This window comes from Nocardiopsis potens DSM 45234 (assembly GCF_000341105.1).
Taxonomy (GTDB): Bacteria; Actinomycetota; Actinomycetes; order Streptosporangiales; family Streptosporangiaceae; genus Nocardiopsis_A; species Nocardiopsis_A potens.
Window position 1 is genome coordinate 40,745 of the sequence record NZ_ANBB01000021.1, and the last position, 21,614, is coordinate 62,358.

The following is a 21,614-nucleotide window of genomic DNA, read 5'->3' on the forward strand; positions in this document are numbered from 1 at the left end:
CTTGGGGCCCATCGCCCGAATACCGTAAGATGTCCCCGCAAGACTGCGGGGACCCCGGCACCGCCCGGGCCGGAGGCCCTCCCGTGGACCCCGCCGCCCCTGCAACGCAGACCCCCGCGGCAGGCCACAATTGAAACGCGCACCCGTAGCTCAGTGGATAGAGCACCGGACTTCTAATCCGACGGCCGCAGGTTCGAATCCTGCCGGGTGCACCAGCTCGACCAGGCGCTTTACCTCTCCGGGTAAGGCGCCTTCGTCTTAGGGGCCGCAGTCCGCCGCTCCCGCCGCCCGGCCTCCGGCCGGGGACGTCACCGGGGCTCGGGGCGGACCGGTTCCACCGCCGGGGCCCTGCGGTGCTCGTAGACCACGCTGGTCTCGACGTCGGCGACCTCGGGGCGCTGGGTCAGCCGGTCGATGACGAAGGCGTACAGGCCGTCCGTGTCGGCCACCGCGACGTGCAGCAGGAAGTCCTGCCGCCCCGATGTGACGAACAGCCCCACGGTCTCGGGCAGCCGCGACACCCATTCCCGGAAGCCCTCGATGTTGCGGCGGGAGGGCGGCCGGATCCGGACCGAGATCATCGCCTGGACCGAGCGCCCCAGCCGCCCGAGGTCGACGTCGGCGCGGTAGCCGCGGATGACGCCCTTCTCCCGCAGCGCCCGCACCCGCTCCAGCGACGTGGAGGGGGCGACGCCCGCCGCGGCGGCGAGGTCGCGGTTGGTCTGCCGAGCATCCTTCTGCAACTCCCGCAGGATCAGCCGGTCGAGTTCGTCCAAGTCCATCGAAACCGCCTCTCTGCCGAACTTCGTTCGCCTCTGCTTTCATCATGGCGCATGTTCATCTAGCGTCATGCCGATCCGACACAGGATGTTCGTCGATCTTCCGTCTTCGCACCGCAGAGGGGACCACCATGCCCGACCGCCTCACCGCGACCGCCCCGGCCCGCTTCGAGCTCGCGCCGGAGGACATCCGCCCCGACCTGTCCACCCGGGAGGCCCGGGTCAAGTGGGTGATGGTCATCGACCCGGCGCTGGGTCCCGGCCTGATCGCCAACACCGCGGGCTGCCTGGCCGCCGCCGTCGGCAAGGAGCTCCCCGGGATCATCGGCCCGGGGGCCGAGGACGCCTCCGGCGCGGACCACCCGGGGCTGCCCTGGACCGGGTGCAGCGTGCTCGGCGCCGACCCCGCCACGCTGCGCGCCGTGCGCGACAAGGCGCGGGCGAAGTCCGGGGTGCACGTCGTGGACATGCCCCGCTCGGCCCAGGCGGCCAACGTCTACACCCGCTATGTGGAGGCGCTGGCCGAGATCGGCACCGAGGAGATCGAGTACCAGGGGATCAGCCTGCTCGGCCCGCGCAACAAGGTCGCCAAGCTCACCGGCCGCCTCCCGCTGCTGGCCTGATGGGGCGCACCGGGGCGGCGCGGGCTTGACCGGCGGCTTCACCGGTACGACCCCAAGATTGGAACAACTCAAGAAAAAGTGCTTTACTGGGCCCCATGCACCAGACCGACACCGAAGCCGACCTCCGCGCGGCTTCGCTTCGTGTGACCGGGCCCCGGGTCGCGGTACTGGAGGCCGTCGGAGCCCATCCGCACTCCGACGCCTCCACCGTTCTCCGGCTGGCCCGTACCCGACTCGGTGCGGTGTCCACCCAAGCGGTGTACGACGTCCTCAAGGCCCTGACCGAGGCGGGGCTCCTGCGGCGCATCGAGCCGGAAGGGTCGCCGGCGCGCTACGAGCGGCGCGTGGGCGACAACCACCACCACGTGATCTGCCGCAGCTGCGGCACGATCTCGGACGTGGACTGCGCCACGGGGTCGGCCCCCTGCCTCGAGGGCTCGGACGACCACGGCTTCGCCATCGACGAGGTCGAGGTCACCTACTGGGGCATGTGCCCTGCGTGTCAAGAGGCCTGACACGCCAGTGCCGTCCGCGGTGCTGAAGTCTTCTCCCAAGGAACAGGAATCCATGTCGCACGACAACACGAACCCGCTCACCACAGCCAACGGTGCTCCCGTCGCCGACAACCAGAACAGCCTCACCGCCGGCCCGCGCGGCCCGATGCTCCTGCAGGACCTGTGGTTCCTCGAGAAGCTCGCGCACTTCGACCGCGAGGTCATCCCCGAGCGGCGCATGCACGCCAAGGGCTCGGGCGCCTGGGGCACCTTCAAGGTCACCCAGGACATCACCCGCTACACCCGGGCCGCGCTCTTCTCCGAGGTCGGCAAGGAGACCGAGGTCTTCGCCCGGTTCTCCACCGTCGCCGGTGAGCGCGGTGCGGCCGACGCCGAGCGCGACATCCGCGGGTTCGCGCTGCGCTTCTTCACCGAAGAGGGCAACTGGGACATCGTCGGCAACAACACCCCGGTCTTCTTCTTCCGCGACCCGCTGAAGTTCCCCGACCTCAACCGCGCCGTCAAGCGCGACCCCCGCACCAACATGCGGTCGGCCGAGAACAACTGGGACTTCTGGACCAACCTGCCCGAGGCCCTGCACCAGGTCACCATCGTCATGTCGGACCGCGGCATCCCCGCGAGCTACCGCCACATGCACGGCTTCGGCTCGCACACCTTCTCGTTCATCAACGCCGAGGGCGAGCGCTTCTGGGTCAAGTTCCACTTCCGCACCCAGCAGGGCATCAAGAACCTCACGGACCAGGAGTCCGCCGAGGTCATCGCCGCCGACCGCGAGTCGGCCCAGCGCGACCTCTACGAGGCCATCGAGCGCGGCGACAACCCCAAGTGGACCTTCTACGTCCAGGTCATGCCCGAGGCCGACGCGGAGAACTACCGCTTCCACCCCTTCGACCTGACCAAGGTCTGGTCCAAGAAGGACTACCCGCTCATCGAGGTCGGCGAGTTCGAGCTCAACCGCAACCCGGAGAACTACTTCGCCGACGTGGAGCAGGCCGCCTTCACCCCGGCGAACCTGATCCCCGGTGTGAGCGTCTCCCCCGACCGCATGCTCCAGGGCCGCCTGTTCTCCTACGGTGACGCCGCCCGCTACCGCCTGGGCGTCAACCACCACCAGATCCCGGTGAACTACCCGCGCGGCGCCAAGCTGGTCAACACCTACCACCGCGACGGCACCATGCGCGTGGACGGCAACCAGGGCAGCGTCCCCGGCATCGAGCCGAACTCCTACGGCCGCTGGAAGGAGCAGCCGGCCTACGCCGAGCCCGCGCTGAGCGTGGGCGCCAGCGCCGACCGGTTCGACTACCGCGAGGACGACGACAACTACTTCCAGCAGCCCGGCGACCTGTTCCGCCAGATGAGCACGGAGGAGCAGCAGCGGCTGTTCGCCAACACCGCGCGGGCGATCGACGGTGCCTCCGAGGCCACCATCGAGCGGCACATCGGCAACTGCACCAAGGCCGACCCGGCCTACGGCGAGGGCGTGCGCAAGGCCATCGAGGCCCTCAAGGCCGGCAACCTCTGAGAAGGTCCGGCGTGAGGTGCCGTTAGACCGGCACCGACGCACGTGAAAGGGCCGGCGTGGTCTTCCCGACCACGCCGGCCCGCTGCGTTTCCCGGCCCTGCGCCCCTGCGGCCCCGGCCCGCCGGTCGGTCGTCCTTCGGGGGGAGGAGCCCGGCCTGCCCGAACATTCCGGCGGCGGCCCGGGCGCCGGGCGCGCCCGCGTCCAGGTCCGCGCCGCCCTCGACCGGCGCGGCCGCCACGGCGCCCTCGCCCTTGAACAGCGCCCCGGCCACCGGCGACCGGTCCCGGTCGCTGCGCAGGTCCACGTCGGCCCCCGCCCCGGGCGCCGCCGCCGGGAGGTCCGCGGGATCCGCAGCGCATGCGGAGAAGGGGGTGCGCGGTCTATGATCCGTGGAGTCCGGACCGGAAAGCGCGGGCACCGGAATGCAATTCGGCACCGGACGGGCCGCCGGCGGCGGTTCCGGTGCGGGGGGCGCCGGGAATCCGAGGAGGGAAGCCCCATCTCTCGCATCAGAGACCATATCCGCAGGCACACCAACCCTTCGGTCTTCTTCGCCTCCGGGGCGCTGGTCCTCGTTTTCTGCATCGTCGGGGTGGTCGAACCGGAGCGCTTCAAAGCCGCCGCCCTCTCGCTCCGCTCCGCGATCGGAACCCATTTCGGCTGGTTCTACGTGCTGTCCGCGGCGCTTTTCCTCGGGCTGGCGCTGTGGCTGATGATGAGCCGGTTCGGGCGGCTGCGGCTCGGGCCGGACAGCGCCCGGCCCGAATTCGGGTTCCCCTCCTGGATCGCGATGATCTTCACCGCCGGAATGGGCATCGGCCTGGTCACCTACGGCGTGTACGAGCCGGTCATGCACACCGGCGACCCGTTCGTCTCCGAGTCGGGCGAGCCCGCGACCACCGCGATGCGCTACACCCTGTTCCACTGGGGCCTGCACCCGTGGGCGATCTACGTCGTGCCGGGCCTGGCCCTGGGCTACTTCTGCTTCCGCAAGGGCCTGCCGATGCGCCCGGCCTCCGCGCTCTACCCGCTGATCGGCGACCGGATCAACGGCTGGATCGGCAACCTGATCGACATCCTGGCCGTGTTCACCACCCTGGTCGGCATCGCCACCTCGCTCGGCCTGGGCACCCGCCAGATCGGCAGCGGGCTGTCCGGCGCCTTCGGACTGCACGACGGCGCCGCGCTGCACCTGCTGATCATCGCCGCGGTGACCGCGGTCGCCGTGGCCAGCGTGCTGGCCGGGCTGGACCGGGGCATCCGCCGGATGGCCGTGCTCACCCTTTGGACGGCGGGCGCCCTGCTCGCGGTGACCGCCGCGCTCGGCCCCAGGCTCTTCATGGTCGGCGCCGCGGTCAGCGGCCTGGGCGAGTACCTGCAGAACATCGTGGAGATGAGCCTGACCTTCGTGCCGCCCGGCACCGACCCGCAGGCGCAGGAGTTCTCCAGCCGGTGGACCCTGTTCTACTGGGGCTGGTGGGTCTCCTGGTCGCCGTTCGTCGGCATGTTCCTGGCCCGGATCTCCTACGGCCGCACCGTCCGCGAGTTCATCGCGGCCTGCCTGTTCGCCCCGCTGACGATCTCCGTCCTCTGGTTCGGCGTGTTCGGCGGCGCCGGCATCTTCCACCGCCTCCAGGACGGCGCCCCCGCGGCCGGCGGCCCCGGGGCGGCCCTCTTCGGGCTGCTGCACGCCCTCGGGCTCCCCGAGCCCGCCTACGCGGCGCTCGTCGTGTTCGCCATCATCGTGCTGGCCGCGTTCTACATCACCTCGGCCGACTCGGCCTCCCTGGTGGTGGACATGCTCACCAACGGCGGCGACCCGCACCCGGTCCGGCTGCAGCGGGTCTTCTGGTCCTCGCTGATCGGGCTGATCGCCGTCGTGCTGCTGGTCGCCGGCGGCGACGCGGCGGTGCAGGCGCTCGAAGCCGCCGCGGTCTGCGCCGCGCTGCCGTTCTGCGCGGTGCTGGTGCTGATGGCGGTGAGCCTGGTGACCGCCGTGCGGCGGGACGGCGCGGACGCCGCGGAGGGCTCCCCGGAGCCGCGGCGCCCGCGGACGATGCGCACCGACCCCTCCGGGCCGCCGGACGCGCCGCGGCGACGGCAATGATCCCCCATCGAACACATCAAAATGCCATAACCGATGGCCGCACTCTGTGTACCCGGCCTGTTCCGCACTCCTAGGCTTCTTATGGCGGAGCCGAACGGCCGCCCGAAGCCCATTGCACGACAACCCACCGATTCACAACCGGATATCCGGAAGCCCTGATCCGGACAGCGCGGTCGACCCCGTACTTCTCAGCGGCGGATTCCGCTCCGTCCCGGCCGTACGCGCGTCCGGGGAGCGGCCCGCCGGATTCCTGAGGAGGGGTAACCATCTCTCGTTTAACGTCCTATCTCCGCGAGCACACCAACCCCCCGGTGTTCTTCATCGCGGGCGCCGTGGTCCTGGCCTTCATCGCGGTGGGCATCGCCGTACCCGAGCGGCTCGGCGAGATCACCGTCGCGGTGCGCGACGGGATCGGGCAGAACTTCGGCTGGATCTACGTCTTCTCCACCACGGTCTTCCTGGTGCTGTCGATCTGGCTGCTGTTCAGCCGGTTCGGCTCGATCCGCCTGGGCCCCGACTCGTCCCGGCCGGAGTTCACCACCGTCGCCTGGTTCGCCATGCTGTTCACCGCCGGCATGGGCATCGGCCTGGTGTTCTACGGGGTGTACGAGCCCTCGCTGCACATGCACGACCCGTTCATCACCGCCTCCGGCGACCCGCAGACCACCGCGATGCAGTACACCCTGTTCCACTGGGGCCTGCACCCGTGGGCGATCTACATCGTGCTCGGGCTCGCGCTGGGCTACTTCTGCTTCCGCAAGGGCCTGCCGATGCGCCCCGCCTCGGCGCTCTACCCGCTGATCGGGGACCGGATCCACGGCTGGATCGGCAACCTGATCGACATCCTGGCCGTGTTCGGCACCCTGTTCGGCCTGGCCACCTCGCTCGGCCTGGGCACGCAGCAGATCAGCTACGGCCTGAACCACGTGTTCGGCCTCCCCGACGGCCAGCTCATGCAGATCGCCATCATCTGCGTGATCACCGCGATCGCGGTGACCAGTGTCGTCGCCGGCGTCGACAAGGGCATCCGGCGCCTGGCCGTGACCAACATGTGGATGGCCGCGGTGCTCCTGCTGGTGATGTTCCTGCTCGGCCCGAAGCTGTTCATGATCAGCATGATGTCCACCGGGCTGGGCGAGTACCTGCAGAACATCGTGCAGATGAGCCTGAGCTTCTTCTCCCCGCAGGGCGACCCGGACGCCAAGGCCTTCTCCGAGGGCTGGTCCATCTTCTACTGGGGCTGGTGGATCTCCTGGTCCCCGTTCGTGGGCATGTTCCTGGCCCGGATCTCCTACGGCCGCACCGTCCGCGAGTTCATCGCGGCCAGCCTGTTCGCCCCGCTCGGGGTCAGCGTCATCTGGTTCGGCGTGTTCGGCGGCACCGGCATGTTCTACGACGAGGCCACCGGGGGCGCCATCTCCGGGGTGGACAACGAGGGCGCGGCCACCTTCGCCCTGATCGACTCCTTCCCGCTGCCCACCGCGGTGCTGCAGCTGGTGGCGCTGCTGACCATCCTCGTGGTCGCCATCTTCTTCATCACCTCCTCCGACTCCGGCTCGCTGGTGGTGGACATGCTGACCAACGGCGGCGACCCGCACCCGGTCCGCGCCCAGCGCATCTTCTGGGCCAGCATGGAGGGCGTGATCACCATCGTCCTGCTGGTCATCGGCGGATCGGCGGCGCTGACGGCACTGCAGGCGGCGGCGGTCTCCACCGGGCTCCCGTTCGCGATCGTCCTGCTCTTCATCGCCGCCGGGCTGCTGAAGGCGCTGGCCGCGGAGCGGACGGGGACCGCCCCGGTGGTCCGCGCCGGCTCCAAGGAGGCCGTCGAACGGGGCGACCGGATCCCGGTCGGCCGGAACGAAGAGGCGGAGTCCTCCGCAGAGGAGACCCCCGACCCCGACGAGGGAAAGTGAGGTGATGGCGAGCATGCCGCCCAAGAAGCACCGCGGCAACCCGTTCCGCGGGGTGCTGGACATGATGAGCGAGATGAACCGCATCTCGGACACCATGGCGAACCTGGAGACCGGCGGCGCCACCCCGCGCGGCTACTCCGATGCCTGGAGCCCCACCACCGACATCTTCGCCCGCGGTGCCGACCTGGTGATCCGGAGCGAGCTGCCCGGGATCGCCCCGGAGGACGTCGAGGTCACCTTCTCGCACGGCTACCTCACCATCGCCGGGGAGCGCCCCGCGGAGCCCGGCGACGTGGTGTACTACGCCGCCGAGCGCTACCGGGGTGCGTTCCGCCGGGAGATCACCCTCCCCGAGGGGGTCGAAGAGGAGGACATCGAGGCCTCCTTCGACGAGGGGCTGCTGGAGCTCACCGTGAAGGGCGCGGCCGACATCCAGCGGCCGAAGCTCATCGCGATCAAGCGCCGGAAGCGGCCGCGCCCCTGACCGCCCGGCGTCCCTGACGCCTCAGCGGCGCCTTCCGCGGTTCAGAAGACCCGGCCCTGCTCATAGGGCCCGACGACGGCGAGCGCCTGCGGTCGGCCGAGGACCTCCTCGGCCACCGCGGCGACGTCGTCCGGGGTCACCGCGTCGAACAGCGCCAGGTCCTCGTCGAGCGAGAAGTGCTTCGGGTGGCCGAGCTCGTGGGCGGCCAGCCGCCCCATCCGGGAGCTGCTGCCCTCGCTGCCCAGCACCCACGACCCCTTGATCTGGCCCTTGGCCCGGTCGACCTCCTCCCCGGTGAGGCCGGAGGAGGCGGCCTTGGCCAGCTCGTCCCGGCACACCCCGAGGACCTCGTCGGTCTTCTCCGGCAGGCAGCCCGCGTAGATCTGGAACAGCCCGGTGTCGGCGTAGCCGCTGTGGTACGCCTGGACCGCGTAGGCCAGGCCGCGCTTCTCCCGCACCTCCTGGAAGAGCCGGGAGGACATGCCGCCGCCCAGGGCCGAGCAGAGCACCCGCAGCGCGTACCAGCGCGGGTCGGTGCGCGACACCCCCTCGCAGCCCAGGATCAGGTGGGCCTGCTCGGTCTCCCGGGAGAGCAGCGCGGTCCCGGGGTGCACCCGGACCGGGGCGCCGCCGATCCGCGGCGCGGCGGGCCGCTCGTCGCCGGCCTCGGCCAGCACGTCGGCGAAGGACTCCCGGACCCCCTGGACCACCCGGTCGTGGTCGAGGTTGCCGGCGGCGGCGACGATCAGCTCGGCCGGCCGGTAGGCCGCGCGGTACTGCTCGGCGATCCGGTCCCGGGAGATCCGCCCGATGGTCTCGTTGGTGCCCAGGATGGGCCGGCCCAGCGCGGAGCCGGCGAAGACGTGCGCGGCGAAGACGTCGTCGACCAGGTCGGCCGGCTCGTCCTCGTACATCGCGATCTCCTCCAGGATCACGCCGCGCTCGGTCTCCACCTCCCCCGGGTCCAGGACCGAGTGCGCCACCATGTCGCCGACCACGTCCACCGCCAGCGGCAGGTCCCGGTCCAGGACCTTGGCGTAGTAGCTGGTCTGCTCCTTGGTGGTGTAGGCGTTGTGGTCGGCGCCCACCGCGTCCAGCGCCGCGGAGATCTCCAGCGCGCCGCGGGTCGCGGTGCCCTTGAACAGCAGGTGCTCCAGGAAGTGCGCGGCGCCGGCGTGCGCGTCGTCCTCGTCCCGGGAGCCGGTGGTGGCGGAGATGCCGAAGGCCGCCGAGCGCAGCCCGGGGACCTCCTCGGTGACCACGCGCAGGCCGCCGGGGAGCACCGTCCGGCGGACCAGGCCGGACCCTTCGCCCGGTTCCAGCAGGGTGACCGTGGTGCCGGGCTCCTGCTCGGCGGCGGTGGCGGGAGAGCTCAATTCCATCCTTCTCATGATCGTCTGGGTCGGCCCGGTGCGGGCCCTTGCCGGGGAGGCGCGCCCCGTACCCCGTTCTACCGGCTGCGGCGGCACCGGCGCGAGGCCGTCCGCCGCTCTGTGCGGAAAACGCGGGGCGGCCGCACCCCGGAGGATGCGGCCGCCCCGGTTCAGGCGAACGAGGATCAGGTGTTCTCGCTGCTGCGCGTGCCGCGGCTGCGGCGGCGCCGGCGCGGCGCGGAGCCGCCCTCGCCGTCCTCGGCGGCGTCGCCGGCGGGCTTCTTCTCCGCCGCGGCCTCCTCGGAGCCGGAGTCCTTCTCCTCCTTGGCCTCCTTGGCGGCGGCCTCGGCCTCGACGACCTCGACCGGGACCAGGGAGAGCTTCCCGCGGTCGTCCACCTCGCGGATCTCGACCTGGATCTTCTCGCCGATGCTGACCACGTCGTCGAGGTTCTCGATCCGCTGGCCGCCGTGGAGCTTGCGGATCTGCGAGATGTGCAGCAGGCCGTCCTTGCCCGGCAGCAGCGAGACGAACGCGCCGAACGCGGTCGTCTTCACCACGGTGCCGAGGTAGCGGTCGCCGACCTCGGGCATGGTCGGGTTGGCGATCGAGTTGATCGTGTCCCGGGCGGCCTCGGCGGACGGGCCGTCGGTGGCACCGATGTAGATGGTGCCGTCGTCCTCGATGGTGATGTCGGCGCCGGTGTCCTCCTGGATGGAGTTGATCATCTTGCCCTTGGGGCCGATGACCTCGCCGATCTTGTCCACCGGGATCTTCACGGTGAGGATCCGCGGCGCGTTCGGGCTCATCTCCGCCGGGCGCTCGATGGCCTCGGCCATCACGTCCAGGATGGCCAGGCGGGCCCCGCGGGCCTGCTGCAGCGCGTTGGCCAGCTGCTCGGCGGGAATGCCGTCGAGCTTGGTGTCCAGCTGCAGCGCGGTGATGAGCTCCCGGGTGCCGGCGACCTTGAAGTCCATGTCGCCGAAGGCGTCCTCGGCGCCGAGGATGTCGGTCAGCGTGACGTAGTCGCCGCCCTCGCTGATCAGGCCCATCGCGATGCCGGCGACCATCTCCTTGAGCGGCACGCCCGCGGCCATCAGCGACATGGTGGAGGCGCAGACCGAGCCCATCGAGGTGGACCCGTTGGACCCGAGGGCCTCGGAGACCTGGCGGATCGCGTAGGGGAACTCCTCGCGGGCGGGCAGCACCGGGATCAGGGCCCGCTCGGCCAGGGCGCCGTGGCCGATCTCGCGGCGCTTGGGCGAGCCGACCCGGCCGGTCTCACCGGTGGAGTACGGCGGGAAGTTGTAGTTGTGCATGTAGCGCTTGGTCCGCTCGGGGTTGAGCGTGTCGACCGTCTGCTCCATGCGGAGCATGTTCAGCGTGGTGATGCCCAGGATCTGGGTCTCGCCCCGCTCGAACAGCGCCGAGCCGTGCACCCGCGGCACCACGCCGACGTCGGCGGAGAGCTGGCGGATGTCCTTCGGGCCGCGGCCGTCGATGCGGACCTTGTCCCGCAGCACCCGCTCGCGCATGAGCTGCTTGGTCAGCGACTTGAAGGCGGCGCCGACCTCCTTCTCGCGCCCCTCGAAGTCCTCGGCGAGCTTCTCCGCGGCCTCGGCCTTGACCTCGTCCAGCCGGGCCTCGCGGTCCTGCTTGTCGGCGATGGTCAGCGCCTCGGCCAGCGGGGCGCCCACCGCGGCCTTGACCGCCTCGTAGGCGTCGTCCTCGTAGTCGAGGAAGATCGGGAACTCGCCGGTGGGCTTGGCGGCCTGGTCGGCCAGGGCCCGCTGGGCGCGGCAGAGCACCCGGATGAACGGCTTGGCCGCCTCCAGGCCCTCGGCCACGGTCTGCTCCGTCGGGCCGACGGCGCCGTCGGAGACCAGCTTGAGCGTGTTCGGGGTGGACTCCGCCTCGACCATCATGATCGCGACGTCGCCGTCCTCCAGCTCGCGGCCGGCCACCACCATGTCGAAGGTGGCGTCCTCCAGCTCGCTGTGGGTCGGGAACGCGACCCACTGGCCCTCGATCAGGGCGACGCGCACGCCACCGATCGGGCCGGAGAACGGCAGGCCCGCCAGCTGGGTGGACATCGAGGCGGCGTTGATCGCGACCACGTCGTAGAGGTGGTCGGGGTGGAGCGCCATCACGGTCTCCACGACCTGGATCTCGTTGCGCAGCCCGTGCTTGAACGAGGGGCGCAGCGGCCGGTCGATGAGGCGGCAGGTGAGGATGGCGTCCTCGGACGGGCGCCCCTCGCGGCGGAAGAACGAGCCGGGGATGCGCCCGGCGGCGTACATCCGCTCCTCGACGTCGACGGTGAGCGGGAAGAAGTCCAGGTTCTCCTTGGGCCGCTTGGAGGCGGTGGTCGCGGAGAGGACCATCGTCTCGTCGTCGAGGTAGGCCACGGCGGAGCCGGCGGCCTGGCGGGCCATCCGGCCCGTCTCGAAGCGGATGGTACGGGTGCCGAAGCGGCCGTTGTCGATCACGGCCTCGGCGGAATACGCGCCCTCCATGGGCGTCCTCCTCATGACTGCGGAAGACGGGTGCGCAGGCCCCGCGTCCGGCCCCGGCGGGGCCCTCCTGTCCGCCGCCGAGATTCGTTCCCCGACCGCCGACCGGGCATCGCCCGGCGCGGCCCGGTCCGCGAACGCCGGCCATCGATCGAAGCCCGCGGCACACCCCGGGGGGCGGGCCGCAGACCACTACCGAGGACCGGCCCCGACACGGCGGCCGAGGTGCAGAGCGCGGGAGCGCTCCGTCCGTCTTCGTCTGATCTGTTCTTCGCCCGGCCTTTCGACCGGGCTCCACTGTGGACCATACTGCCTGGCCACGGTGGGACGCGATAGATCCACACCAGTGGAATCCGTCCGCATCGAGAAAAGGGGAGCGGCCGGAACCGCTCCCCTCCCTCCGCTAGCGGCGCAGACCCAGGCGCTGGATCAGCTCGCGGTAGCGGTTGATGTCCTTCTTCTGCACGTACTTGAGAAGGCGGCGGCGCCGGCCGACCATCAGCAGCAGGCCGCGGCGGCTGTGGTGGTCGTGCTGGTGCGTCTTGAGGTGCTCGGTGAGCTCGGTGATGCGGTGCGTCAGCAGTGCGATCTGCACGTCCGGCGACCCGGTGTCACCGTCGCCGGTGCTGTACTCGGCGATGATCTTCTGCTTGGTGGCGGCGTCGATCGACACGTCGCTCCTTCTCTTGTGTTCGGTACGCGTTCTCGCGGAGCCGCTCCCGGCGGAGCCGGGGCGGCGCGCAGCCGCGGCGACCGCGCGTACGAGCAGTCACCGTCTGCGGGTGGTCCGGCCGCGGTCGGCGCCTCGGCGTCCGGACCCGGCGGCCCTCCGGCGCCGTCGCCGGCGCGGGAAGGGCAGGGCTGATCAGCCCCGTCACCTGACCGAGTCTAACCCACATTCCCGCCGCCCGGGCCCGGGCGGCGGCCGGCGCCGGCCGGTCAGGCCATCAGCTCGCGCGCCCGGGCGACGTCCTCGGTCATCGCGTCGATGAGCTCCGCGACGTCGGCGAACCGGCGCTGGCCGCGGATCCGGTGCACGAACTCCACCGCCATCTTGCGGCCGTAGAGCTCCAGGTCGTCCCGGTCCAGGGCGTAGGCCTCGACGGTGCGGTGAACGCCGTCGAAGGTGGGGTTGGTGCCCACCGAGACCGCCGCGGGCCAGCTCTGCTCCCCGCCGTCCTGCGGCGGGTCGGTGAGCAGCAGTCGGCCGGCGTAGACGCCGTCGGCCGGCACCGCGGTGCCGTGCACCACGTCCAGGTTGGCGGTGGGGAACCCGAGCAGCTCCCGGCCGCGGGCGGCGCCGTGCACCACGACGCCCTCCACCCGGTGCGGGCGGCCCAGGGCCGCCGCGGCCTCTTCCACCCGGCCCTCTTCGATCAGCCCGCGGACGCCGCCGTCCGCCCCGGCCTCATCCTGCACGTCGAACTCCCTCCGGTCCGCGACCGAACTCCTCCGACCGCGCCCCGGCTCCCGGGACGCTCCGCCGCGCGGTCCGCGCGCTCATCCGCCCGCGAACACCACGATCGGCCTGCTCTGCCCGGCCTTCTCCTCGGCCAGCGCCACCACCGAGCCGTCCGGCGCGAACAGCCCGATCGGGCCCGGCCCCAGGCTGCCCGCCGCGATCCGGCCGCCGTGGGCGACCTTGCGCGCCTCCTCGGCGTCCAGCACCCGCACCGGGAACGCCGCCGCCACCGCCTGGGAGAGCGGCAGCGCGGTGAACTCCTCGGCCAGCCGCTCCAGGGTGGCGGCCTGCTCGATGCCGTAGGGGCCGACCCGGGTGCGGCGCAGCGCGGTGAGGTGGCCGCCCACCCCCAGCGCGGCGCCCAGGTCCCGGGCGAGCGACCGGATGTAGGTGCCGCTGGAGCAGACCACCCGCACGTCGAGGTCGACCGTCTCCTCCCCGCGCCGGATCTCCAGCACGGTGAACTCCGAGACGGTGACCGGGCGCGCCTTGAGCTCGACCGCCTCGCCCTCCCGGGCGGACTTGTAGGCCCGCTTGCCGTTCACCTTGATCGCGCTCACCTGCGGGGGGACCTGCTCGATCTCCCCGGTCAGCGCGGCGGCGCCGGCCAGCAGCGCGGCCTCCGCGACACCGGACGCGTCGGCGCGGCCGGTGCGGGAGCCCTGGGCGTCGTCGGTGTCGGTGGTCTCCCCGAGCCGGATGGTGCCCTCGTAGGCCTTCTCGGTCAGGGTGAGGTGGCCCAGCAGCCGGGTGGCCCGGCCGAGGCCGAGCACCAGCACCCCGGTGGCCATCGGGTCGAGCGTCCCGGCGTGGCCCACCTTGCGGGTGCCGGCCAGCCGGCGGACCCGCGCGACGACGTCGTGCGAGGTCCAGTCGGCCGGCTTGTCCACGACCAGGACGCCGTCGGGGCCGGGGGCCCGGGTCACTCCGCGCCCTCTTCGTCCTCGTCGCGCGAGGTCTTGTAGGGGTCGGCGTCCCCGGCGTGGGTCGCCCCGGCCGCGGCGCGCGCCACCTCCGCGTCGGACTTGCGCGCCTCGGCGAGCAGCTCCTCGATGTGCTGGGCGTTGTCCTGCACCTCGTCCCGCTCGAAGGCGAGGCTCGGGGTGTGCCGGAGCCCGGTCTGCCGGCCGACCTCGGAGCGGATCACGCCCTTGGCGCTCTCCAGGGCGGCCGCGGTGCCGGCCTTCTCCTCGTCGGTGCCGAAGACGGTGTAGTAGACGGTCGCCTCGCGCAGGTCGTTGGTGAGCCGGGCGTCGGTGACGGTCACGAACCCCAGGCGGGGGTCCTTGATCCGGCGCTCCAGCATCTCCGCGACGATGCGCTGGATGCGGTCGGCGAGCTTGCGCGCTCGTGCGGCGTCGACCATGGTCCTCAATCTTCCTCTGGGCTGAAGAGCCGCCGCCTGGCGGAGAGCAGCTCGATCTCGGGCCGCCCCGCCACCAGCCGCTCGCAGGTGTCGAGCACCTCGGTGCAGTGGGCCGCCGTGGAGGCCACCACCGCGACGCCGATCTCGGCCCTGCGGTAGAGGTCGTGCTCCCCCGTCTCCGCGACGGAGACGGAGAACCTCCGCTGGAGTTCGGCGACGATCGGGCGCACCACCGAGCGCTTCTGCTTCAGCGACCGGACGTCGCCGAGCAGGATGTCCAGGGTCAGCGACCCGATGTAGGCGCCGCTCCGCGCGGTGCGGCGGCCGTTGCTTGGTCTGGATGTCATCGTGTGCCGCATGACGGAGCGGCGGGCCGGGGAAAGGATCCGGGGAGCCCGGGGGCCCGGCCGTGCGGCCGGACCCCCGGGGTACTGCCTGGCTTCCTGCCACCGCGTCAGTCGCGCGGCTTCTCCTGCATCTCGTAGGTCTCGATGATGTCCTCGAGGCGCAGGTCGTTGTGGCCGAGGCCGATACCGCACTCGTAGCCCTCGCGGACCTCGGTGGCGTCGTCCTTGAACCGGCGCAGGGACTCCACGGTGAGGTTGTCGGAGACGACCACCCCGTCGCGGATGAGCCGCGCCTTGGCGTTGCGCCGGACGATGCCGCTGCGGACGATCGAACCCGCCACGTTGCCGATCTTCGGGACCTTGAAGATCTCCCGGATCTCCGCGGTGCCCAGCTGGACCTCTTCGTAGATCGGCTTGAGCAGGCCCTTGACCGCCGCCTCGACCTCCTCGATCGCCTGGTAGATGACCGAGTAGTAGCGGATGTCGACGCCCATCCGGTCGGCGAGCTCGCTGTTCTTGCCCTCCGGCCGGACGTTGAAGCCGATGATGATGGCCTCGGACGTCGCCGCCAGGTTGATGTCGTTCTGCGTGATCGCGCCGACGCCGCGGCCGACGATGCGGATGCCGACCTCGTCGCCGCCCGCGTCGATCTTGAGCAGCGACTCCTCCAGGGCCTCCACGGAACCGGACATGTCGCCCTTGATGAGCAGGGCGAGCTCGGTGCGCTCCCCCTCCTCCAGGGTCTTCTGCCAGTTGTCCAGGGTGACCCGGCGCGCCGCCTTCGCCTGCTGGGCGAAGCGCTCGCGCGCCTCGCGCTGGTTGGCGATCTGGCGGGCGACCCGGTCGTCCTTGACGACCAGGAAGTTGTCGCCGGCGCTGGGCACGTTGGTCAGGCCCAGCACCTGCACCGGCCGGGACGGCTCGGCGTGCTCCACGTTCTCGCCGTGCTCGTCGAGCATGGCGCGGACACGGCCGTAGGCGTCGCCGCAGACGATCGAGTCGCCGACGTTGAGCGTGCCCCGCTGCACCAGGACCGTGGCCATGGAGCCGCGGCCGCGGTCGAGGTAGGCCTCGATCGCGAGGCCCTGGGCCTCCATGTACGGGTTGGCGCGCAGGTCCAGCGCCGCGTCGGAGGTCAGCACGATCGACTCCAGCAGGGCGTCGATGTTCTGCCCGCGGAGCGCGGAGATGTCGACGAACTGCACGTCGCCGCCGTACTCCTCGGCGACCAGGCCGTACTCGGTGAGCTGGGCCCGGACGCGCTGCGGGTCGGCGCCCTCGACGTCGATCTTGTTGACCGCGACCACGATCGGCACCTCGGCCGCCTTGGCGTGGTCGATGGCCTCGGCCGTCTGCGGCTTCACGCCGTCGTCGGCCGCGACCACCAGCACCGCGATGTCGGTGGCCTGGGCACCGCGGGCACGCATGGCGGTGAACGCCTCGTGGCCCGGGGTGTCGATGAAGGTGATCCTGCGCTCTTCACCGTCGACCGTGGTGGACACCTGGTAGGCGCCGATGTGCTGGGTGATCCCGCCGGCCTCGCCGCTGGCGACGTTGCTGTTCCGGACGGTGTCCAGCAGCTTCGTCTTACCGTGGTCGACGTGGCCCATCACGGTGACCACCGGCGGACGCGGACGCAGGTCCTCGTCGGTGCCGGAGTCCTCGCCGAACTCGATGGAGAAGGACTCCAGCAGCTCGCGGTCCTCGTCCTCCGGGCTGACGACGGAGACGTTGTACTTGAGCTCCTCGCCGAGCAGCTGCAGCGTCTCGTCGGGCAGCGACTGGGTCGCGGTGACCATCTCGCCCAGGTGCATCATCACCTGGACCAGGGAGGCCGGGTTGACCCCGATCTTGTCGCCGAAGTCCGACAGCGAGGCGCCGCGGGACAGCCGGATGGTCTGCCCGTTGCCGCTGGGGATCTTCACGCCGCCGAAGGACGGCGCCCCCATCTCGTTGAACTCTTGACGACGCGCCTTCTTCGACTTGCGGGAGCGTCCGCGCGGACCGCCCGGGCGCCCGAAGGCGCCGGCCGTGCCGCCGCGGCCGCGGCCGCCGCCACCGGGACGGCCGCCGAAGCCGCCCGGACGCGGGCCGCCGAAGCCGCCGCCACCGCCGCCGGGACGCGGGCCGCCGCCGCCCGGACGGCCACCGCCGCCACCGGGACGACCGCCGCCGCCACCCGGGCGGCCACCGCCGCGGCCGGCGCCCGCGGGCGGGGTCGGCCGGGAGGACGGCATGTTCATCGGGCTGGGGCGCGGACCGCCCGGACGCGGAGCGCCGCCGCCCGCGGGCGGGCCCGGCTTGGGCCGCGGACCGCCGGCGCCCGGAGCGCCGCCGGGGCGCGGGGCCTGCGGACGCGGGGCGCCGCCGCCGGGACGGGGAGCGCCGCCGCCCGGACGCGGGGCACCACCGCCGGGGCGCGGAGCCGCGCCGCCCGGACGGGGAGCGCCCTGGCCGGGACGCGGGGCGCCGCCACCGGGGCGCGGAGCGCCGCCGCCCGGACGCGGTCCGGGCTTGGCGCCCATGCCGGTGGCCTGGGTCGAGAACGGGTTGTTGCCCGGACGCGGGCCGGCGGGGCGGGGCCCCGGCTTCGGACCGCGCTCACCGCGGCCGCGCTCGGAGCGCTCGCCGCGGTCGCCCCGCTCGGGACGGTCACTGCGGTCGCTGCGGCCGCCCTGCGGCTGCCCCGGCTTGGGCGTCGCGGGACGGGGGCCCGGCTTCGGACCGGGCTTGGGAGCGCCGCCCGCGGGGCCCTCGGGGGCGCTGCCGCTGGGGGCGCTGGGGGCACCGCCGCCGGCCGCGCCGGGGCGCGGGGCGGGACGGGGACCCGGCTTCGGACCGGGCTTGGGGGCCGTCCTGGCCTCCCCGCCCGGCGTGGACGCGCCGCGCTCGCGCGGCTTGGACTCCTGCGCGGACGGCTTGCCGGAGCCGCCCTTCTTACCCGCAGAGCCCGGCTTGAGCTCGTCGGTGAGCTTCCGCACGACCGGAGCCTCTATCGTCGAGGACGCCGATCGGACGAATTCGCCCAACTCCTGGAGCTTGGCCATGACGACCTTGCTCTCTACTCCGAGCTCCTTGGCAAGCTCGTATACCCGGACCTTCGCCACTGCTCTCCTCTACTTCGGTCCGGGACATGGGCTTGTGCCGGACCGTCGCTAGCTTGACGTACTCATCGCTGCGTACTCATCGAGCGCTCATCGCAATCTCGACCCGCTTCCTCGTCGCTACACAACAATGGGTCAGTTCGCCGGATCTTCCGGCACGACAAGACCGGCCGGCGCACGGTCGTTACAACCGCGCTCTCGGCTGGATCATTCCAACCCTATCCCTTGACCGCGACCGACTCCAACGCGTGGGACTCCGCGAAGTAGGCCGCCACCCGCGAGGCGTCGTACCGCCCCGGCGCCCGGAACGCGCGCGGCCAGGGCCGCCGCTTCTCGGCCGCCCGCAGGCACTCCGGATCGGGGTGGAGGTAGGCGCCCCGGCCCGGCGCACGGCGGCGCGGGTCGGGGAGGACCAGCAGGCCGTCGGCGACCAGCCGCAGCAGTTCGGACTGGTCCGCCCGGGACCGGCACCCGATGCAGGTGCGGACCGGCGGGCGCCCTCCGGCCTCCCCGAGTCTAGCGCGCCGGGGCATCGGCCCGTCCGCCGCCGTCCTCGTCGTCGCCATCGGGCGCGTCGGAGCGGATGTCGATCCGCCACCCGGTGAGCCGGGCGGCGAGCCGGGCGTTCTGCCCCTCCTTGCCGATGGCCAGGGACTGCTGGTAGTCGGGCACGGTGACCCGGGCGACCTTGGCCGCGGCGTCCAGCACCTCCACCCGGTTCACCCGGGCGGGGGACAGCGCGTTGCCGACGAACACGGCCGGGTCGTCGGAGTGGTCGACGATGTCGATCTTCTCCCCGTTGAGCTCGGCCATCACGTTGCGGACCCGGCTGCCCAGCGGGCCGATGCAGGCGCCCTTGGCGTTGACCCCGGTCTTGTTGGACTTGACCGCCATCTTGGTGCGGTGGCCGGCCTCCCGGGCGATCGCGGCGATCTCCACGGTGCCGTCGGCGATCTCGGGCACCTCCAGCTCGAAGAGCTTGCGCACCAGGTTGGGGTGGGTGCGGGAGAGGGTGACCGAGGGGCCGCGGTGGCCCTTGCGCACCTGCACGACGTAGGCGCGCAGCCGCTCGCCGTGGTTGTACTCCTCGCCGGGGACCTGCTCCTGCGGAGGCAGGATCGCCTCCAGCCGGCCCAGGTCGACCAGCACGTTCCGCGGGTCCTTGCCCTGCTGGATGATGCCGGAGACGATCTCGTACTCGCGGCCGGCGAACTCGCCGAGGGTCAGCTCGTCCTCGGCGTCGCGCAACCGCTGCAGGATGACCTGCTTGGCGGTGGAGGTGGCGATCCGGCCGAACCCGCTCGGGGTGGCGTCGTACTCGCGGACGGCGCCGGTCTCCTCGTCGGTCTCGCTCGCCCAGACCGTGACGTGGCCGCTGGTGCGGTCCAGCTCGACCCGGGCCGAGGACTCGGTGCCCTCCTGGCGGTGGTAGGCGATCAGCAGGGCGTCCTCGATCGCCTTGACGACGAGGTCAACCGAGATGTCCTTCTCGCGCTCCAGGCTGCGCAGGACACTCATATCGATATCCACGGGGCTCCCCCTCTAGTCCGCCGCGGCGGTGTCGTCGTCGGCGGGGCGGCGGAACTCCACCTGGACCTTGGCCCGCGCGATGTCGGCGTAGCCGTACTCCACCGTCGCGTCGTCGACGCTCAGGGAGACGCCCGACTCGTCGGCGTCCAGCACCCGGCCGGTGACCTCGCCGCCTTCGGCGAGCCGGACCGAGACGAGCCGCCCGCGCGAGCGCCGCCAGTGCCGGGGCAGGGTCAGCGGCCGGTCCACGCCGGGGGAGGTCACTTCGAGGACGTAGGGGGCCTTGCCCATCGCGTCGGAGGCGTCCAGAGCGGTCGAGACCAGCTGGCTCACCTCGCCGACCGCGTCCAGGTCGACCCCGTTCTCGGAGTCCACCACCACGCGCAGCAGCCGCCGCTTGCCGGCCGGGACGACCTCGACGGCCTCCAGCTCCAGGCCTGCCTCGGCCAGCACCGGCTCAAGCACGGCGGCCAAGCGGTCCTGGCGAGCCTGCGCCCCCATCCGTATTCCTCTCTCCGGGGAATTCCGCCCGGCTCCGCAGACGGATCTCCGGGGCGGTCCAGCTGTGCATGAAAGTCGTCCGCGCGTCGCTGCGACCGCGGTTCGTGTCCAAGGGTATCCACAATCGCGGCCTCCCCAGGCAATCCGCGCAGCGGAGGGCGCGCGTTTCCCCGCAGGGACGGGGGTTTCGCGCGTCCGCGCGGGTCCGCGCGTGCGCGGGAGGGGCGCCCGTGCATGGAAAGATGGAACGGCATCCCGCGGTGAGCCGAGAAGGAGGACGAGGTTGGGCGAGTCGGTCGAAGGGGACGGCCCCTCCCGCCGCGCAGGCTCCCGCTCCGGCGGCACCGCGGTCACCCGGCGCGCCGCACTGCTCGGGGCCCTCGCCGCGGCGGCGGCCGCGGGCGCGGCCGGCTGCGGCGTCCGCTGGTACCCCAGCGAGGTCGGCCAGGACGAGCGGATCCTGCACGGCGCCATCACCGCCAAGGAGCGGCTCGTGGCCCGGTACCGCGCCGCGGTCGGGGCCGGCGACGGCCCCGCCGAGCTGCTGGAGTCCTTCCTGGCCCACCACGAGGAGCACCTGGCCGCGCTCCGCGGCCGGCTGCCCGAGGACTCCGCCGCCGCCGAGGGCGCGGACGGGGGCGCGGGGCGAGGCGGGGGCGGCGGCCCGTCGCCCTCCCCCGAACCGGTCCCCGAGGAGCCCCCGTCCACCGCGGACCTGCAGAGCCTTGAGGAGGCCGCCGCGGTGGACCGCGCCCGCGAGTGCGCCCAGGTGCTGGAGCCGGCGCTGGCCCAGCTGCTCGCCTCGGTCGGCGCCTGCGAGATCGGCCATGCCCACCTGCTCGCCGAGGAGGCCTCGTGACAGCGCCACCGCCCCGCTCCCCGTCCGGGTCCTCCCCGTCGGCCTCGGCCGACGAGGGGCCGGGCGAGGTCTCCGCCCTGCAGGACGCGCTGCGCGCCGCGCACGCCGCCGTCTACGGCTACACCTACATCGGCGCCCGCTCCGAGGGCGGCGACCGCGACCGGGCCGGCCGGTTCATGGACGCCCACCGGGCCCAGCGGGACACCTTCCGCGAGGAGCTGGTCGCCCGCAAGGCCGACCCGGCCCCGACCGAGGCCGCCTACCCGCTCCCCGACTCGGACGACCCCGACGAGCTGCGCCGCCACGCCCGCTCCCTGGAGGAGACCGCCGCGCAGAGCGCCCTCCAACTGGCCGGCGCCGCCTCCGGCAGCGGAACCCTCCGCGAACTCGCCGCGAACGCCCTCCAGGCCGCCGTCGCCCGCTCCCTGGAATGGGGCGGCGACCTCCCGGCCTTCCCGGGCTACCCGGAGAAGGCGGCGCCCTCGCCCTCCCCCACCGCAGCAGAGGAGAAGGAGGGCGACTGACCCCGCGTGCGCGGGACTCAGGCGGCCGGCCACAGGGTGCGGGGTGCCGGTGGCGGTCCATTCCCGCGTGCGCGGGACTCAGAGCGAA

At 72.5% G+C, this 21,614-nt stretch carries 20 protein-coding genes, 1 tRNA gene and 1 pseudogene; 9 read left to right on the forward strand and 13 right to left on the reverse strand.

The annotated features are described in order from the left end of the window. The first annotated feature begins 139 nt into the window (after nucleotides 1-139). A tRNA-Arg gene (locus D459_RS0107790) sits at nucleotides 140-215 on the forward strand. 93 nt (nucleotides 216-308) lie between these two features. Here the strand turns inward: D459_RS0107790 and D459_RS0107795 are convergent. After that, a complete protein-coding gene (locus D459_RS0107795; protein WP_017592433.1) occupies nucleotides 309-782 on the reverse strand; it encodes an Lrp/AsnC family transcriptional regulator in 474 nt (157 codons plus the stop codon). A 128-nt stretch (nucleotides 783-910) separates the two neighbouring features. Here D459_RS0107795 and D459_RS0107800 point away from each other — a divergent pair, with 128 nt between their 5' ends. The 3 genes from D459_RS0107800 (at nucleotide 911) to D459_RS0107810 (ending at nucleotide 3,439) form a co-directional block, all read left to right on the forward strand. Further along, nucleotides 911-1,402: a DUF2000 domain-containing protein gene (locus tag D459_RS0107800; protein ID WP_017592434.1), complete on the forward strand. Its 492-nt coding sequence runs from the start codon at nucleotides 911-913 to the stop codon at nucleotides 1,400-1,402. A 95-nt stretch (nucleotides 1,403-1,497) separates the two neighbouring features. Continuing rightward, nucleotides 1,498-1,917, forward strand: a complete 420-nt coding sequence (locus D459_RS0107805) for a Fur family transcriptional regulator (protein ID WP_017592435.1) — start codon at nucleotides 1,498-1,500, stop codon at nucleotides 1,915-1,917. A gap of 52 nt (nucleotides 1,918-1,969) precedes the next feature. Beyond that, a complete protein-coding gene (locus D459_RS0107810) occupies nucleotides 1,970-3,439 on the forward strand; it encodes a catalase (protein ID WP_017592436.1) in 1,470 nt (489 codons plus the stop codon). A 140-nt stretch (nucleotides 3,440-3,579) separates the two neighbouring features. Here D459_RS0107810 and D459_RS36795 read toward each other — a convergent pair. Beyond that, nucleotides 3,580-3,753, reverse strand: a pseudogene (locus D459_RS36795) (ankyrin repeat domain-containing protein); the annotation flags it as partial. A gap of 207 nt (nucleotides 3,754-3,960) precedes the next feature. Here D459_RS36795 and D459_RS31045 point away from each other — a divergent pair. The 3 genes from D459_RS31045 (at nucleotide 3,961) to D459_RS0107825 (ending at nucleotide 7,947) form a co-directional block, all read left to right on the forward strand. Further along, the gene (locus D459_RS31045) at nucleotides 3,961-5,547 is read left to right on the forward strand and encodes a BCCT family transporter (RefSeq protein ID WP_275041851.1); all 1,587 of its coding nucleotides are present in this window, start codon (nucleotides 3,961-3,963) and stop codon (nucleotides 5,545-5,547) included. A gap of 311 nt (nucleotides 5,548-5,858) precedes the next feature. Continuing rightward, the gene (locus D459_RS0107820; RefSeq protein ID WP_017592438.1) at nucleotides 5,859-7,463 is read left to right on the forward strand and encodes a BCCT family transporter; all 1,605 of its coding nucleotides are present in this window, start codon (nucleotides 5,859-5,861) and stop codon (nucleotides 7,461-7,463) included. A 13-nt stretch (nucleotides 7,464-7,476) separates the two neighbouring features. Further along, the gene (locus tag D459_RS0107825; protein WP_026120168.1) at nucleotides 7,477-7,947 is read left to right on the forward strand and encodes an Hsp20/alpha crystallin family protein; all 471 of its coding nucleotides are present in this window, start codon (nucleotides 7,477-7,479) and stop codon (nucleotides 7,945-7,947) included. Nucleotides 7,948-7,988: 41 nt separating this feature from the next. Here D459_RS0107825 and D459_RS0107830 read toward each other — a convergent pair whose 3' ends face one another. The 11 genes from D459_RS0107830 to rimP all read right to left on the reverse strand — a co-directional run bounded on the left by D459_RS0107830 (nucleotide 7,989) and on the right by rimP (nucleotide 20,143). Beyond that, a complete protein-coding gene (locus tag D459_RS0107830; protein WP_017592440.1) occupies nucleotides 7,989-9,323 on the reverse strand; it encodes a M16 family metallopeptidase in 1,335 nt (444 codons plus the stop codon). A 182-nt stretch (nucleotides 9,324-9,505) separates the two neighbouring features. After that, on the reverse strand, nucleotides 9,506-11,836 hold the full coding sequence (locus tag D459_RS0107835; RefSeq protein ID WP_017592441.1) for a polyribonucleotide nucleotidyltransferase: 2,331 nt from the start codon (nucleotides 11,834-11,836) through the stop codon (nucleotides 9,506-9,508). Nucleotides 11,837-12,236: 400 nt separating this feature from the next. Beyond that, nucleotides 12,237-12,506, reverse strand: coding sequence for a 30S ribosomal protein S15 (gene rpsO, locus D459_RS0107840; protein ID WP_017592442.1), 270 nt, complete (start codon nucleotides 12,504-12,506; stop codon nucleotides 12,237-12,239). Nucleotides 12,507-12,772: 266 nt separating this feature from the next. Further along, complete coding sequence (locus D459_RS0107845; RefSeq protein ID WP_017592443.1) at nucleotides 12,773-13,252, reverse strand: riboflavin kinase; 480 nt, start codon at nucleotides 13,250-13,252, stop codon at nucleotides 12,773-12,775. Between the two features lie 81 nt (nucleotides 13,253-13,333). Further along, nucleotides 13,334-14,221 carry a tRNA pseudouridine(55) synthase TruB gene (truB, locus tag D459_RS0107850; protein WP_017592444.1) on the reverse strand — a complete coding sequence of 296 codons (888 nt, stop codon included), beginning with the start codon at nucleotides 14,219-14,221 and terminating at the stop codon, nucleotides 13,334-13,336. After that, a complete protein-coding gene (rbfA, locus tag D459_RS0107855) occupies nucleotides 14,218-14,661 on the reverse strand; it encodes a 30S ribosome-binding factor RbfA (protein WP_017592445.1) in 444 nt (147 codons plus the stop codon). Before rbfA ends, truB begins: the two co-directional genes overlap by 4 nt. 5 nt (nucleotides 14,662-14,666) lie before the next feature. Further along, nucleotides 14,667-15,008, reverse strand: coding sequence for a DUF503 domain-containing protein (locus D459_RS0107860; protein WP_017592446.1), 342 nt, complete (start codon nucleotides 15,006-15,008; stop codon nucleotides 14,667-14,669). A 107-nt stretch (nucleotides 15,009-15,115) separates the two neighbouring features. After that, nucleotides 15,116-18,115 carry a translation initiation factor IF-2 gene (gene infB, locus D459_RS0107865; protein ID WP_026120170.1) on the reverse strand — a complete coding sequence of 1,000 codons (3,000 nt, stop codon included), beginning with the start codon at nucleotides 18,113-18,115 and terminating at the stop codon, nucleotides 15,116-15,118. Nucleotides 18,116-18,330: 215 nt separating this feature from the next. Next, nucleotides 18,331-18,645 (reverse strand): YlxR family protein, encoded by a 315-nt coding sequence (locus D459_RS31050; protein ID WP_017592448.1) that lies wholly within the window; start codon nucleotides 18,643-18,645, stop codon nucleotides 18,331-18,333. Further along, complete coding sequence (gene nusA / locus D459_RS0107875; protein ID WP_017592449.1) at nucleotides 18,629-19,630, reverse strand: transcription termination factor NusA; 1,002 nt, start codon at nucleotides 19,628-19,630, stop codon at nucleotides 18,629-18,631. The genes D459_RS31050 and nusA overlap by 17 nt, the downstream gene beginning before the upstream one ends. A 24-nt stretch (nucleotides 19,631-19,654) precedes the next feature. Beyond that, the gene (gene rimP / locus D459_RS0107880; RefSeq protein WP_026120172.1) at nucleotides 19,655-20,143 is read right to left on the reverse strand and encodes a ribosome maturation factor RimP; all 489 of its coding nucleotides are present in this window, start codon (nucleotides 20,141-20,143) and stop codon (nucleotides 19,655-19,657) included. Nucleotides 20,144-20,426: 283 nt separating this feature from the next. Between rimP and D459_RS0107885 the strand changes: the two genes are divergently transcribed. Together D459_RS0107885 and D459_RS0107890 are read left to right on the forward strand one after the other, a co-directional pair. Beyond that, on the forward strand, nucleotides 20,427-21,002 hold the full coding sequence (locus D459_RS0107885) for a hypothetical protein (protein ID WP_017592451.1): 576 nt from the start codon (nucleotides 20,427-20,429) through the stop codon (nucleotides 21,000-21,002). Further along, on the forward strand, nucleotides 20,999-21,526 hold the full coding sequence (locus D459_RS0107890; RefSeq protein WP_017592452.1) for a ferritin-like domain-containing protein: 528 nt from the start codon (nucleotides 20,999-21,001) through the stop codon (nucleotides 21,524-21,526). Before D459_RS0107885 ends, D459_RS0107890 begins: the two co-directional genes overlap by 4 nt. Nucleotides 21,527-21,614: the final 88 nt, after the last annotated feature.

Coding starts and splice junctions, on each gene's coding strand:
- D459_RS0107825 (WP_026120168.1), top strand. CDS start 7,477: ATGCCGCCCAAGAAGCACCGCGGCAACCCGTTCCGCGGGGTGCTGGAC.
- D459_RS0107795 (WP_017592433.1), bottom strand. CDS start 782: ATGGACTTGGACGAACTCGACCGGCTGATCCTGCGGGAGTTGCAGAAG.
- D459_RS31050 (WP_017592448.1), bottom strand. CDS start 18,645: ATGCCCCGGCGCGCTAGACTCGGGGAGGCCGGAGGGCGCCCGCCGGTC.
- D459_RS0107805 (WP_017592435.1), top strand. CDS start 1,498: ATGCACCAGACCGACACCGAAGCCGACCTCCGCGCGGCTTCGCTTCGT.
- D459_RS0107810 (WP_017592436.1), top strand. CDS start 1,970: ATGTCGCACGACAACACGAACCCGCTCACCACAGCCAACGGTGCTCCC.
- D459_RS0107860 (WP_017592446.1), bottom strand. CDS start 15,008: ATGACATCCAGACCAAGCAACGGCCGCCGCACCGCGCGGAGCGGCGCC.
- rimP (WP_026120172.1), bottom strand. CDS start 20,143: ATGGGGGCGCAGGCTCGCCAGGACCGCTTGGCCGCCGTGCTTGAGCCG.
- nusA (WP_017592449.1), bottom strand. CDS start 19,630: ATGAGTGTCCTGCGCAGCCTGGAGCGCGAGAAGGACATCTCGGTTGAC.
- rbfA (WP_017592445.1), bottom strand. CDS start 14,661: ATGGTCGACGCCGCACGAGCGCGCAAGCTCGCCGACCGCATCCAGCGC.
- D459_RS0107835 (WP_017592441.1), bottom strand. CDS start 11,836: ATGGAGGGCGCGTATTCCGCCGAGGCCGTGATCGACAACGGCCGCTTC.
- D459_RS0107800 (WP_017592434.1), top strand. CDS start 911: ATGCCCGACCGCCTCACCGCGACCGCCCCGGCCCGCTTCGAGCTCGCG.